Genomic DNA, 15,127 nt, shown 5'->3' with positions numbered 1-15,127 from the left:
TATTATTTATCTGCGCCAATTACCTTTACTGGTGATTCATTTTCACCATTTATTCGCTTTTTTTGTTTTACAAAATACGGTTGAAAGGTGTAGGATGAATTCTTATCCCATTTTTCGTTGGTTTTTGGAAGTAATCGTTTCAATTTTTCAATAGTCTTTTTGTATTCTGGAAACTTAGCAAGGTTTGTAAATTCGTTCGGGTCTATTTTATGATCGTATAATTCTTGTGACCCGTCTTCATACTGGGTAAACCTAAATCTTCCATGATTAACCGAATGGTTATTCATGCCGTAAGTTGTTAGTGCATATGCTTTATTTTCGGGTTTATTGCTATGCATTAATTTAACCAAACTTAACCCTTCATTTTTATCATAGGAGGGCATTCCACACAGCTCCAAAAGTGTTGGATAAATAGAAAGCATTTCGACAGGAGCGTCAATTACTTTTCCTTTAGGAAGATTTGGAGCTACAAACAATAAAGGCGCTTTTGTGGCAGAATCCCATAAACCGTGTTTGGCAAATGTACCTTTTTCACCCAAACGATACCCATGGTCAGACCACAAAACGATCACCGTATTTTTGGCATATTTACTATTTTCAAGCGCTTTCATAACGCGTCCTATTTCATAATCCACATAACTTACACAAGCCAAATAGGCTTGAATGATTTTTTTCCATTCGCCAGATTCGATAGCCCATTCGGTTGAAGGCATCATAGGTAAATCGTTGATATCTAAACCAATTTGTGGAATATCCTTTATATCATCAGACAAATACGGAGCCACTTGAATGCTTTCCAAAGGATGCATATCGAACCATTTTTGAGGCACATATAGCGGTACATGCGGACGAAGAAACCCTAATCCCATGAAAAATGGTTTTTCATAATCTTTATTCAAACGTTCAATTGTCCAGTTCACCGATTGATGGTCTGGCATTTGCTCGTCTCGCTCTGGAAATGCACCCCAATCGGTACTGGTACGTCCATAATTCTTCCTATCTGAAGTGCCAAATCCATCCCATACAAAGCGTTTTTCTGGCAGTGGACCAAAACCTTTTTCCCTGCCTCCTTCTTCATCAAAAACACCTTTTGGGGCATAATCGTGAAATAGTTTTCCGATTCCCATGGTATGATATCCGTTGTTTCTAAAGTACTCGGGTAAAAAGGTAATTCCGTTTGTAGCTGGATTTTCTGAACGTATTTTTTCATCTGAAATCATTCCGTAAATACCCGTGGTTGAAGGTCGTAATCCTGTCATAATAGAAGCACGTGATGGTCCACATAATGGCGCTTGACAATGTGCATTTGAAAACAACACGCCCGAAGCCGCCAATTTATCGATGTTCGGGGTTTTGGTATTGGAGTAATTATTTAAACATCCTAACCACGTATTTAAGTCATCAACAGCAATAAAGACTACGTTTGGTTTTTCGGGTTTTTGGGCTTTTGATTGCCCTAGTATGTTAGTACTGTATGCTGAAAACAGTAAAACCACTATTAGTATTCTATTTATATTTTTCATTTTTATATATTAATTTATGTGTTGCTTTTATTCCAATAATTGATTGGACTGTTTCCCGTTATGAGTAACTAAAGTCTGAACATTTTTTTAAGTATGTTTTACGGATCACCCGAACGCATTATTATGAAAATTGCACCGTATAAATCGGATAAAACACCCCTAAACACGTATTATTAACTAAAGTTTTAAATAAATTAAACTGTTATGGATAGTATTAAAAACAAATAATTTTTATGTGACCCTATAAAAAAATTTCAATAAAATCAGTCTTTATTGCAACTAAACATTAATAGCAAGATATTTATTACCACTAAAGCACACATTGTAATAATTACGGATATCATATCAACTATTTCTTATTAATTAATCCACAAACATTTCATCAATAAAAGGGCCGCTTTCTCCTGTTGTTTCAAGCCTAATGCTATTGGCACCCGACTTAAACACCACGATTGTATTTACAAATGCCCAATTTTGAATCCATCCGCCAGTAGCTTTAAATTCAAAGGTCTTAACGTAGGTATCGTTTACAAATAATTTCATTGGATATTGCTTGTCCTTGTCATTATGCATGTATCTAAATCGGATACTAAAATCGCCCGCTTCACCATCGTTTTCTTGATAAAAAGTGATGCTCCCTTCTTTATTATCAAATTTCACAAAACCCGTTCCTTTAAAATGTTGCGCATCGTTACTGGCGTGTGCACCACCCGACAAAATAGCTTCTTCTGCGGAAATGTTAACACCACGACCTTTCCACATATCTACTGAATGTTCATCGCCCCAAAAAAGACCTTCGTTAGGACCAAAAGTTTCTTCCATAGTCAACACTAGTTTCCCATTTTGTTTTACTATGGCTTTGATTGTGGTATTGTCTTTTACTTCGAAAGGGTTCGTATAAATCACACCCTCATTTAAGGGGTCAGCGCCGTTAGTAGTATAGAATATTTCGAAATTCGATTTTGAAGTTTTGCCAATCACGGCTATTTCTTTTACATCAATTGTAATTTTATTGGAAAGAAATAAGGCTTTGTCTCCCAAAATGGAAGCTGTGATAACCGATGCTTTTTTGGCATTGTCCTTTTCTCTTAAGAATAGGCGTCCTTTACCAAAAAACAAGCTTCTAAAATCAGATTTTGTACGACTGATTGAATCGATTGGATTGCCGTTTTCCATGGAAACTTTCTCCACATCGCCCGTAATAGCATAATAGACTCTATTCTCTCCATAAGGATACAGAGTTTTATTAGCGTTCAATGCTTCAGAAGTTAAAATATAACTGGCACTAAACCCATCTTCAGCATCCAACTTTATAAGACTATTTTTTAATTGTGAAGGTGCTTTGCTAGTTACCATAGAAGTTCGTTTTACTTCTATTCCGTTTTTATAAGCTACGGCCTCTAATTTCCCTTCTTCGTAAGGCACCATCCATTCGCATTGCATCTCGTTCCAAACGGTACCGGGTTTGTCTTTCCCTAAGGATTTTCCGTTTAAAAACAATTCAACTTCATCGGCATTTGAATAAACCCATACTGGAATAACGGTTCCTTTTTTCATTCGAGGATGCGTCCAATGTGGTAAGATATGCACCATGGGTTCTTTGGTCCATTGACTTTGATAGAAGTGGTACAAATCTTTTTCAAAACCCGCTACATCAAGAGCACCACCCATAAACAAGTTAAAAGGAAGTCCGCCATGAACCAATCCTGCTTCGCCATAATAATCGAAACCTGTCCAACGAAAATGTCCGCTATGCCAAGGCGTATCGCGCATCACTTCCCAATTTTTTCTTGCTGAAATTCGAACCGTAGCATTATCATAGGATGAATTAAAACGTTGTTTTCTATTCTTCCATTTTTTAGGATCTAAACCTTCATAAAAAAAGATTTCTTTTTCGGTTAAATTGGGTAATTCATAAGTACCTGGTAATTCGTTATCGCGCCACCAAGTATGTGTTCTGTAATAACCTCTTGTTTGCCAAGTATGTGGTGCTTCGGTTGAAACAAAAGGCTTATCAAAACGAGCCGATTCTAAAAATGATTGGGTTTCTGAACCGCCATTAATACCTGTAATTTCCATATCCTCAGGATTTCCTGCCCCTGAAGAAAATAATCGTGTTGGGTCTAAACTTTTACCAAATTTCACCAATTCGGGTGCAATGTCACTGTGTGTTTCATTACCCAAACTCCAAACAAAAACACTTGGATGGTTGCGGTCCCTGGTAATCCATTCTTGCATATCGTGTTGCCACCAAGCATCAAAAGCTTGTTTTCCGTAATCTTCGGGTGCTTTTTTGTGCCAACCATCAAAAATTTCATCCATGACCAACAACCCAATTTCATCACAGATATCATAAAACATAGGTGGTGTTGGATTGTGCGACGGACGAATGGCATTGATGCCCATATCTTTCAACAATTGCAATTTCCAGCGTAACATAGGTTTGGTCCATGCGCCTCCGACGGGTCCGCCTTCCCAATGTTCACAAACGCCCTTTAATTTTACATTTTCGCCATTCAACCAAAAGCCTGTTTCGGTTTTCCATGCTACGGTTCTAAAACCAAAAGTGGTTTCTACTTCGTCTAATACCTGCTTATTTTTTATAATTTGACTACGTAATTTATACAAAACAGGTGTTTCTGGACTCCATAATTTGGGGTTTTCTACCTGAAGAGTTAGAGTAACTTTAGTATCTATAATTTTTTGAGAGGTAGTTTTTAAAACCTTTCCTTCGGGAGATAGAACTGTAACTTTACATTCCTGCTTTTCAGAAACATTGACATAATCAACATTGACTTTTACAATAGCTTGCGACGCTTCAATTTTAGGAGTTGTAATAAATACACCGTTGGGGGCAATATGTGATTTGTTCACTTCAATTAAACTAACGGGCGCATAAATGCCACACGGATGATACCAACGGGCTGAAGGCTCTAAACTATTATCAACCCGAACAGCTATGGTGTTTGTGCCATCTTTTAAATATTTTGATATATCGTAGCGAAAACTAATATAACCATAAGGTCGCTTCCCTAAATACTGGCCATTTACCCAAACTTCACTATTCATATAAACCCCATCAAAATTGATGTAGGTTGTTTTAGAAAGACTTTCTTTTTTTACGTTGAACGACTTGCGATACCAACCAATACCACCATCATGATAGCCCCCACCTTGACCTTGGTCGCCACCTTTTCGAACACCTTTTTCAAACGACCAATCATGCGGAATGTTTAAGTTATCCCATGAATTATCGTTAAAAATTTCATTGGAATATGCTGCTTTATCATCTAATATAAAGCGCCAATTATTGTTGAAATTCGTTTCAATTCGTTGTGAAAAACAGGATAAAGAAATCAACAAAAAGGCAATACTTTTTACTATTTTAAAATGAAAGAGATATGTTCTATTCAGCATAATTAATCAATTCAATTTTTTCTTGGTTCGTCATTTTGTAAAAAAGGCTTGGAATTTCTTGGAAACTGGGATTCTAATAATTTTTTCATTTGCTTTTCTTCCTTTTTGTATTCTGGATTTCCAGATACGTTTTTAAATGACAACAGGCTATTTTTATGTTCGTATAATTCTGAACCTAACACCTCATGTGTTTTAGCATCTCGCCATTCGGTATAACGCCATTGGCCATCTGTGGCGGTACAACCCATAATGTTAGTTCCTCTAGGATACACGCTTGTAGCAACAGCATCCCAAGCCATATTGGGATTATCAATTACGGGTACTAGACTTTTTCCATCGGAAGGTGGACCGTCTAAACCACAAATCTCTACCAATGTTGAAAATATATCCACGTTTTCTACCAAAGCATCAGAGGTAACACCCGCCTTTCTTCCTTTATGACTGGTTTCCCTACTTATTATTAAAGGTACGCGAACATCAATCTCTACGTTAGAATGTTTACACCACGCCCCATACTCGCCGATTTTATAACCATGGTCGCTCATAAAAACAATGATGGTATTTTTGCGTAAATCTAAATCCTCCAAAGTCTTCATTACTTTTCCAACTTGCGCATCTATATAACTTACAGAAGCGTGATAACCATGGATTAAAGTCCGTGTTAAATCATCATCTAAATCGCCTTCTTGAGGAATGCCATGATAGCCTTTTAATTCACCCCAATTGGTCAATGCCAATCGATAGGCATCTTGTGGTTTTTCTCTGGAAGGAATTGCAAACTTGTTTTTATCATACAAATCCCAGTATTTTTTTGGAGCATTAAAAGGAAGGTGTGGTTTGCTTAAACCTACAAACATTAAAAATTTATCATCTTTAACTTTGTGCAAGGTTTCGATTGCATTTTTTGCAACCCGACCATCTTTGTATGCTTCGTCTTCCACATCGGCATCTTCAAAAGCAGGCCCATTAAGATTTTTATTGCCTTCTTTTTTGAGTTTTTCCAGTAACGCCATGTTTTCTGGTTTTAAATAGCTATTGTTATCTTTTTCAAATTGGGTGGTCCAGCTTTCTTTATCATCAAATGAATGATGGTAAACTTTACCTAAACTTATTGTTTTGTATCCGTTTTCTTTAAAAAGTTGTGGCATGGTAACCACATCTTTATGAACTTTACGCAGTGGTGTAAATATGCTATAAATACCAAGTGTTTCTGGACGCAAACCCGTTAATGTACTCATTCTAGATGGCGCACAAATAGCCTGTTGGGTGTAAGCTTTATTAAACTGAACACCTTCGCTGGCCAGTTTATCTATGTTTGGGGTTATGGCTGTTAGACTTCCATAACAACCTAATTCTGCTCGTAAATCATCTACATAAAATACAAGGACGTTGGGCTGTTGTTTTTGGGCAAAACTACTTAGTGCGAAACTAAATAGAATTAAAAAATTTAATATGAATCGTTGCATTTGAAAATTTATTTTATTTTAAAATTGTTGTTTTTTTATTTGTGTGTTAAGTATTGTCCTAATAATCAGTCCCAAACGAACGTGTTTTAAAAACGAGAACTAACGGCCGCTTTTATAATTTCTTATAGATTTCAATGGCATTTAAAACAGGTTCACCTACAATCTTTTTAAAATTAACAATTAAAGGATCTCCTGATTTTACAGGTACTTCCGATTTAATTTTTACGGCACGATATTCACCATATTGCCCTAATAAATCTATTTTATCTACAATTTTTTTATTGTTGATACTTACTGAAAATGTGCGATTTGTAATTTTTGTTTCTTGCTTAGTTTCCTCGGTTAAATCGTAAGGCAGGTGTTTTGCTTGTGTTCCTTCTAATTCGGCAAAATGTAATGTTATTTCATAAACACCTGCTGGAACATCAAACCGATACTGGTCGATTCCCACTAATTGCGTTTGATATATTGGGTCGTTAAAGGTTCCTTTTATTGTTTGTTTTGCACCATAAGGTTGTTGCATATTTTTATCTGGTCGCACATAGGGTTTTCCACCAATATGTCCCCAGCTTCCTTTGGTATACGATCTGTCGAACATCCAAGCTTGATCTATTTTATCGTCGTAAAAGAAGCGTTGATCGCCCACATTTATTGAGATGCCACCAACAGGGAAATTTTTTAATGCTATTGGTAGCACATTAATCCGAATTTCGGAGAAATCTTCTAAATAGGTTCCGTTTGTACTTTTAGCAACCAGTTTATTAATACCATTTATAAAAGGCACCTCGAAAACCGCAATTTTATCTACAACAGGCTTAATACCAAGACTTTTACCATTTAACTGTAATTCAATTTCTTGTTGGTTGGAAAAAACTTGAACTGGCATTGTTGAAATTCCCAATCCTTCTTGGTCTTCAACATAGGTACGCTGTCCCCAGGTTTTAGTGGCTATAGCAACAAAAGGTTCTTTTAGTAATGATGCTTGATAAAAGAAAAATACGTCTTTAGGTTTTCTATCCAATCCTACCAAGCCCTTATTATTAATACTTTGTACAGCATCAATACGGCCTTCAGAATTAAAATCGGCATAGTTCCAAACATTAACGCCCGCTATAAAATCATTTTTGGCAAAATATTCTAAATAATATTTATGATATTCTACGCCATATTCGTGTGTAAAATCAAAACGTGTGGGATACAAGGTGTGTAATCTTGGATCTATTCCAGCACCATACTCTGTAATAATCATTGGCTTTTTGATGGCTGCGTGAATTTCTTCAATTTTCTCTGGAAGTAACTCATACGATCCACCATACCATCCGTTATAAATATTCCAGCCAACAATCATAGGAACATCTGTTAATCCAGCATTACTATAACGTTCCAAGCTATTATGATTAGGAATCATGGTATATCGATACGGATCTTCAGCGCGCGTTAAATCTTCAATTTTTTGCGCTAAATCTTTAATATACTTTGTATAAATTTCATAGCGTTTTTTATCATTTGTAAATTTAGGGTGCAAAATTACTTCGTTCATATAAGCCCAAATAATTAAACTTGGATGATTGTAATTTTGACGAATCATTTCTAATTGTGCAATTAAGCAGTTTTCTGTAAAAACTTCATTCTCGGTAACTGTATCTATAATTGGAGTTTCAACAGTGGTTAAAATACCTAGTCGGTCGCACATTTCGAGTATCCTTGGGTCTTGTGGGTAATGCGCAATTCGTAAAAAATTGCTTCCCATTGCCTTCATTCTTAAAATATCTTCCACATGAATATGATCAGGCACTGCATTGCTGATATCTTTATAGTCTTGATGGCGGTTAGTACCGATTAACTTTAAGTATTCCCCATTTAAAAAGAAGCCTTTATCTGCATCAAATTTAAACCAGCGAAAGCCTAATGGATTTGCTGATTCATCTAGTTTCTGATTCGTTTTTGCATCGTATATTTCACAAACTACTTTATACAAATTAGGTGCATCTGGCGACCACAATTGCGGATTTAAAACGGGTTTTAATTCTAAATTAAATTCATTAGAAATTCCAGCTCCTAATTTTAATGTTGTTGTTTTTTCCTGAACAAGTTCCTGTTTTGGGCCGAACACTTTTGTAATAAATTTTACTTTTTTCGTGGAAGCTTCATCATTTTTAATCTTCACTTTTAAGTTTATATCGCCGCTTTCAGCCGATACATTTGGCGTCGTAATAAATACACCATTGGCTGCATCGTCTACAATATCGAAGTGAACTTTTTCTGTTACTATTAAATTAACATCACGATATATTCCTCCAAAAAAGGTAAAATCGGCACGTAATGCAGGCCAGTCTTCGTTTTCTGAATTATCTGCTTTTACCGTTACTTTAAAAGTGGTAAACTCATTTGCTTCATTAAATTTTATAAATTTTGAAACAGGCACCATAAAACGTGTAAAACCGCCAATATGAGTTTTGGCTAGTGTGTTATTTATATACACTTCGGCCGCCGTTGCAACGCCTTCAAAGTATAGAAACACTTCCTTTTCACTAAAATTAGTTGGTATTTTCACTTCTTTAGTATACCATCCAACACCGCGATAATAACCTTCTTCTTCATCTACCACATCTTCAATATTCCAAGTATGCGGAATATCAATCAATTCAGTTTTTATATTTTGTGTATCAAACTGATTGATGTTTTTTATAGCAATATCTTTTACAAATTGCCAAGATTCATTAATGGTATACTTTATTTGGGCGTTTATCTGTGTGATAAAGGTTGTTAATACAAACGCCGAAATAATTAATACACTTTTTTGCATGCTTTTTGTTTTTAAAATCATTTAATTTTTAATCTTTAGTTTGAATACTTCCCCACCAAGTAGCATTAGGTTGCCAGTTATGCATTAACATATTTTTTCTAAGTTCTTCTTGACTTTTAAAAACCTGAGCCTTTTTATTTGCTATGGCCTCCTGCTCTTTTGAGCTATCGTAAAGCGGGTCTGGTTTAGGATATTTCGCGCCAACTGATTCAAGCCAATTTAAAAGTTGACTTGCCATCTCTTCTGTACGCTTTGGCTCAAGTTTTGCTAAATTAGAGTCTTCGTGAATATCTTGCGATAAATTATATAATTCGTTGTGGTTATCTTCCCAGAAATGTATTAGTTTCCAATCGCCTTTTCGCATTATGGAAACGGGTCTGCCGCCTTGATTTCCGTAGTGAGGGTAGTGCCAATATAAAGGTCTTTCTTTTAACGATTTCCCATCTAATACTGGAACAATACTTTCACCATCTATTTGTGCGTTTAATGGCATGGGTAAATTCGCTAAATCAAGGATTGTTGGAAAAAAATCGCTCGCAGCAACGGGAATAGCACTCTTTTTTCCGTGATTAGGCATCCAGGGTACACTAACAATAAATGGAACTCGAATACCACCTTCCCACTGATAACCTTTACCTCCTTTTAATGGAAGACAATTGGTCGAATAATTGTCTCCTGATGTAACGCCTCCATTATCTGAGGTAAAAATAACGATGGTATTTTTGTCTAAACCATTTTCTTTAAGTGCATTAAGCACCAAACCTATCGCATCGTCCATGGTTTCAACCAATCCTCCATACACAGGGTTGTCTTGATATTTTCGTATTGGCAATAAATCGCCGTCTTCAAAGCCTTGCTCTGCAATTCCAAATTTTTCGGCCTTGTTACGATATTTCGACCACTTTTCTTTTGTTGTTTGAATAGGGCCATGTACCGCATAAAACGATAAATACGCAAAAAATGGTTTGTCTTTTGATGCTTTTATGAAGTTTACTGTTTCCTTAGCCAAACGCATTGATAAATTTTCGCCGGCATTATGATTTTCTAATTGCGGATTATTAAAAGGCGCAAAGTATCCACCTGCGGGACTACCGCTATGGTTTCCTGCTACGTTAATATCGAATCCGTATTGTTCTGGATAATGACCTTCTTCTCCCAAATGCCATTTTCCAGCAAAAAACGTGGAATAGCCCGCATTTTTTAATGTCATGGGTAGTGTAATGGTATTTACATCTATATGATCTTTGTACGCTGCAGGAAGCACTTTTGTAAATCGTCCTTTTTTGCGCCAATCTTCACCAACAGGCGCTCCAATCCAGTCGGTTATACCATGTCTAGCCGTAAATTGCCCCGTTAACAAGGTGGCTCTACTTGGACTACATACTTGGGCTCCTGCATAACCATCTGTGAATAAAACACCATTTTCTGCAATGGCATCAACATGAGGTGTTTCATAAAATTTGCTGCCCATACAACTTAAGTCTGAATAGCCTAAATCGTCAACCAAAATAAAAAGTATGTTTGGTTTTTCGATTTTTGCTAGTTGCGAATTAGATTTACACGTCATCACAATCAGGCCAACTAACAAATAATAAACCAATTTAACACCTAAGATTTTCATTATTATAAAAAATACTAATTAATTAATTTAGGTGATTGCACCACTCCTTTTCCTTTTGACCAACTCCAATAATCAATGGCGTGCTTGGTTTCATCAAGAACATAATTCCACTTTTTTAAGTAATAATTTCTATCCTTAAATGGGTCATTATTTTTTTTTAACTCTTTATATAGTTTATCATCTAAATCGTGTTGAATCTCCTTAACCTCGGATTTATCAAATAAGTTGGTCATTTGATACGGATCTTTTATGTTATCAAAAAGACTATTATCACCATCTACTGTCTTTATATAAGTATATTGCTTTGTTCTAATTGCTCGATAAGCCGAATCTTTATAATTGCCAGTAAAAGGACTCACATTCATAACCAATGCAGCACGGTCTTCATTTGGGTCTGGATTTTTAATTAATTCTGAAAGATCTTCACCTTCTATGGTTTTAGGAATAGAAATTTTTGCCAAACCTAATAATGACGGAAGAATATCGGGTGTATTAATTGGTGCGTTCACAGTGGTTCCTTTATTTTTACCTATGCCAGGGTAACTTATTAAAAAAGGTACTCTGATGGATTCGTCCCATGCTAATTGTTTTGTAAATGGCTTAACATCCTGACTTCCCATCATCTCCCCATGGTCTGAAGAAAATACGATGATGGTATTTTGGTCTAAATTCAATTCCTTTAGTTTATCCAATACCTGCCCGATAGCCTCATCGGTAGCGGTGCAATGTGCATAATAACCTTGTGATTCCTGTAAAGCTTTGTCTTTCCATTGCTCTGAAACGTTCGGAGCCAATTTTATACTTTCAAGCGGATACATATCCTTATACTTTTGAGGCGCACTATCGTGAGGATAATGTGGTGTTGCTAACGATATAACCATCAAAAAAGGGTTCGTGTCTTTTGCATGGTTGCTTATATATTCATTAGCATCTTTAACTATTGAAAAGGGAGAATAGCCTTCCCAATATTTTTTTTCAGGATCGTTATTAGCATAATAATGTTCTTTGTTATAATTATGGTCGCACTCGGCACCTTTCCAATAATCAAACCCTTGTCGTCTTTCTGGTGCTACATTATTTTCTCTACCATGACCATCTAAATGCCATTTCCCCCAATAGGCCGTATTATAGCCTTCTGCCTTAAAAATTTCGGCCATACATAACTCTTCACTCGGTAAGTAAATATCATTTAAAAACATGCCTGTTGTAGTTGGAAAACGACCTGTTAATAAGGCCGCTCTATGCGGTGTGCATACTGGGGTAACCGATACGGCATTAGTGAAATTAACCGAGGTTTTGGCCAGTGCATCTAAATTAGGTGTTTTTACATTTGGATCGCCTGCATATCCTAAAGCAGATCCACGCCATTGGTCTGTTAAAATAAATACGATGTTCGGTTTTTTAGATTGGCTTGTTTTAACCGTCTTTGTCACGTTTACGCAACTTAGTTGCATAAAAAACAAAACTGATAATAAGATGGAAACCATATTCACTCTCATGATATAAATTTATTTAATTGTTGATTGAAAACTATAAGTGCCTGATGGTGCCGAAATTTCAAAGAAATCATTTTCCTTTTTAATCAATTTAACATTTGAATCTTGTTTAAAAACTTCACCATTTAAACGCAATTCCTCTTTTGCGTTAGCAGGTATCAAAATTGTAGCCGTTGTATTTGGCGGTACTACAACATCCAGATGGAATTGGTTATTTTCTATTTTCCATGAAGATGATACTTTTCCGTATGGCGTGTTATAAGTTGCAGCAGCCGATTTAAGCGGATTTCCAGGTTGTGGTGCTATTCTTATTTTTTTATAACCCGGTTCTAATGGTGCAATGCCTCCTATACGCTCGTACATCCATTCGCCTATGGCACCATACGCATAATGATTTAAACTATTCATATTCATCGGGTTAAAGCCTTCTTCTTTACTATAACTATTCCAGCGTTCCCAAATGGTCGTGGCACCTTGATTGATGGAGTAAAACCACGATGGATAGGTTTCATTAAAGAGTAAGGTGTACATTAAATCTATTTCGCCCATTTCGTCTAACACTTCAGATAATAATGGTGTGCCTAAAAAACCAGTTCGTAAATGATTATCGGCTTCTTTAATTTTTGCTAACAAATTAATTTTAGCTTGTTCAAGTTTATGGTCTGGCAGCAAACCGAACGCCAATGCTAACAAATACGATGTTTGCGTTTCTGTTACTTCTTTAATTTTTCCTTGGTCATCAAAAAACTTTTTATCAAAGGCCTCTGCTACTTTTTTATACAAGGCTTCATACTGTTTTTGCTCTTCAATTTTGCCTAACACGCCCGCTGTTTTAGCAGTAAGATTAGCCGAATGTGCAAAAAATGCCGTTCCTATTAAAGAGTGAGATGTATCACCTTTATTATCTCCATTAGCAGGAAGCGGTTGTAACCAATCTGCAAAACCTCCCATAGATGAGATAAAATCTTTGGAAGAAGTTTCATGGTATGCTACCCAACCTTTCATAGTTTCGTAATTTTCTTCAAGAATTTTCTTATCGCCTGTTCTATAATAAATTTTCCAAGGAATAATAACACACACATCACCCCAACCAGCACTAACTTTGTTATTATACAAAACATCTGGTACTACCCAAGGAATACCGCCATTATCGTATTGCGACTCGCGAACACTTTGCAACCAACTTGCCCAAAAATTATGCACATTAGCATTGAACATAGATGTTGGCCCAAACACCTGTGCATCACCAGTCCATCCCATGCGTTCATCGCGTTGTGGACAATCCGTTGGGATATCGAAAAAGTTACCTCGAAGTCCCCAAACAATATTACTTTGTAATTGGTTTAATTTTTCATGCGATGATGTAAACGTTCCGTTTTCTTCAAAATCTGAATACTGCACTAATCCTGTCACCCAGGCTTTTGATGGTTCTTTTGTACTGTCATAGCCACTTAACTCTACATATTGAAATCCGTGGAATGTGAATTTTGGCATCCACTCTATTACACCGTCTTTTGAAGCTGTAAAATAATTTGTAGACTGCGCACTTCTATAATTATCTGTATAAAAAGTACCATCTGGAGATAACTTTTCTGCAAATCGAATTTTTAAAGTTTGTCCCTTTTTCATAGGTACTTTTAACAAAGGAACCCCTACCATATTCTGTTGAAAATCGAAAATAACTGTACCATCTCTTTTTATAATCTCTTTGGCAGCTAATTCTATTTTAGATTTAACTGTATTATGACGTTTTGGTTCTAACTTAATGGTAGCATCTATATCGAAAGCATTAACATGTACCCAATTATTATCATCAAAATTATTGGTTGTCCAATTAGGCATTTCCAAATTAGCATCGTAAGTTTCACCATCGTAAATTTCAGATAATCGAATGGGGCCGTTGGTAGTTCCTTTCCAAGAATCGTCTGAAATGATTACTTTCTTAGAACCATCTTTCAAGGTTAATTCTAACTGACATAAAATTTTAGGCGATTCGGTATCACTCCAAAACGATTCCATCCAACCTAAGCGACCTGAATGCCATCCAGAAGCGACTTCAATTCCAATAGTATTTTTACCAGATTCTATTAAATTAGTAACATCATAAGTTATGGTTTCTATACGTTTTTTATAAGGTGTATATCCCGGGGGCATAACATCGTCACTAACATCTTTACCATTAATTGCTACATCAAAAACGCCCTTGGCTGTGATATATAATCTTGCTGAAGCTATCTCATTAGACAGCTCGAAGCCTTTTCTTAAGTACTGAGGTCTGTGAACTATATTGTTCTGGCTTCCTAAAACGTTTTCTTTTTTAGTATCTAGCCCAATCCATTTTGCTTGCCAATCGCTATTGTTTAACAATCCTAATTCGAAATGATTAATTTCACTCCAATTAGATGCCACATTTTCTTGATTCCAATATTTTACTTGCCAATATACTTTTTGACGAGAATTCAAGTTTTTACCCGCATATGCTATAAACGTTGATTGCTCTGAAACTTGTTTTTTAGAATCCCACAAATCGGCTTTATTTGGAAGCAAATCGGGATTTGAAGCCACCACAATTTGATATGCTGATTGGCTTTTTACATCTGTTTCAACGGGCAAATTCCATGAAAACGTTGGTGTAGCATTGTAAAATCCCATAGGATTTTTAAAGCCTTCTGAAATTGTTAAGCTTTCAGCATTTTGTAAAAAAGGTTGTTGATTTTTACAGCTTGTAAGATTAAGAATAACCAGACTTAATAAGGCATAAAAAGCAATTGCAAAATTTGATTGTTTTGTCATTTTGA

7 protein-coding genes are annotated in these 15,127 nt (G+C 35.9%); all 7 read right to left on the bottom strand.

Annotation, left to right across the window (positions count from 1 at the left end; genetic code table 11):
• Positions 1–2 precede the first annotated feature (2 nt).
• The 7 genes from ACFQ0I_RS07900 to ACFQ0I_RS07870 all read right to left on the bottom strand — a co-directional run bounded on the left by ACFQ0I_RS07900 (position 3) and on the right by ACFQ0I_RS07870 (position 15,122).
• Complete coding sequence (locus tag ACFQ0I_RS07900; RefSeq protein WP_379941011.1) at positions 3–1,523, bottom strand: sulfatase; 1,521 nt, start codon at positions 1,521–1,523, stop codon at positions 3–5.
• A 363-nt stretch (positions 1,524–1,886) separates the two neighbouring features.
• The gene (locus ACFQ0I_RS07895) at positions 1,887–4,940 is read right to left on the bottom strand and encodes a sugar-binding domain-containing protein (RefSeq protein WP_379941009.1); all 3,054 of its coding nucleotides are present in this window, start codon (positions 4,938–4,940) and stop codon (positions 1,887–1,889) included.
• A gap of 11 nt (positions 4,941–4,951) precedes the next feature.
• Positions 4,952–6,406, bottom strand: a complete 1,455-nt coding sequence (locus ACFQ0I_RS07890; RefSeq protein WP_379941007.1) for a sulfatase — start codon at positions 6,404–6,406, stop codon at positions 4,952–4,954.
• 112 nt (positions 6,407–6,518) lie between these two features.
• On the bottom strand, positions 6,519–9,212 hold the full coding sequence (locus ACFQ0I_RS07885) for a glycoside hydrolase family 2 TIM barrel-domain containing protein (protein ID WP_379941005.1): 2,694 nt from the start codon (positions 9,210–9,212) through the stop codon (positions 6,519–6,521).
• Positions 9,213–9,240: 28 nt separating this feature from the next.
• Positions 9,241–10,833, bottom strand: a complete 1,593-nt coding sequence (locus ACFQ0I_RS07880; protein WP_379941003.1) for a sulfatase — start codon at positions 10,831–10,833, stop codon at positions 9,241–9,243.
• A 14-nt stretch (positions 10,834–10,847) separates the two neighbouring features.
• A complete protein-coding gene (locus ACFQ0I_RS07875) occupies positions 10,848–12,266 on the bottom strand; it encodes a sulfatase family protein (RefSeq protein WP_379941001.1) in 1,419 nt (472 codons plus the stop codon).
• Between the two features lie 75 nt (positions 12,267–12,341).
• Positions 12,342–15,122 (bottom strand): family 78 glycoside hydrolase catalytic domain, encoded by a 2,781-nt coding sequence (locus ACFQ0I_RS07870; protein ID WP_379940999.1) that lies wholly within the window; start codon positions 15,120–15,122, stop codon positions 12,342–12,344.
• Between the last annotated feature and the right edge of the window lie 5 nt (positions 15,123–15,127).

Origin of the sequence: Mariniflexile aquimaris, assembly GCF_042676825.1 — a bacterium.
In the GTDB taxonomy this organism is placed as follows: Bacteria; Bacteroidota; Bacteroidia; order Flavobacteriales; family Flavobacteriaceae; genus Mariniflexile; species Mariniflexile aquimaris.
This window is presented reverse-complemented; position numbering and strand designations above follow the sequence as displayed.

Coding starts and splice junctions, on each gene's coding strand:
- ACFQ0I_RS07900 (WP_379941011.1), bottom strand. CDS start 1,523: ATGAAAAATATAAATAGAATACTAATAGTGGTTTTACTGTTTTCAGCA.
- ACFQ0I_RS07895 (WP_379941009.1), bottom strand. CDS start 4,940: ATGCTGAATAGAACATATCTCTTTCATTTTAAAATAGTAAAAAGTATT.
- ACFQ0I_RS07890 (WP_379941007.1), bottom strand. CDS start 6,406: ATGCAACGATTCATATTAAATTTTTTAATTCTATTTAGTTTCGCACTA.
- ACFQ0I_RS07885 (WP_379941005.1), bottom strand. CDS start 9,212: ATGCAAAAAAGTGTATTAATTATTTCGGCGTTTGTATTAACAACCTTT.
- ACFQ0I_RS07880 (WP_379941003.1), bottom strand. CDS start 10,833: ATGAAAATCTTAGGTGTTAAATTGGTTTATTATTTGTTAGTTGGCCTG.
- ACFQ0I_RS07870 (WP_379940999.1), bottom strand. CDS start 15,122: ATGACAAAACAATCAAATTTTGCAATTGCTTTTTATGCCTTATTAAGT.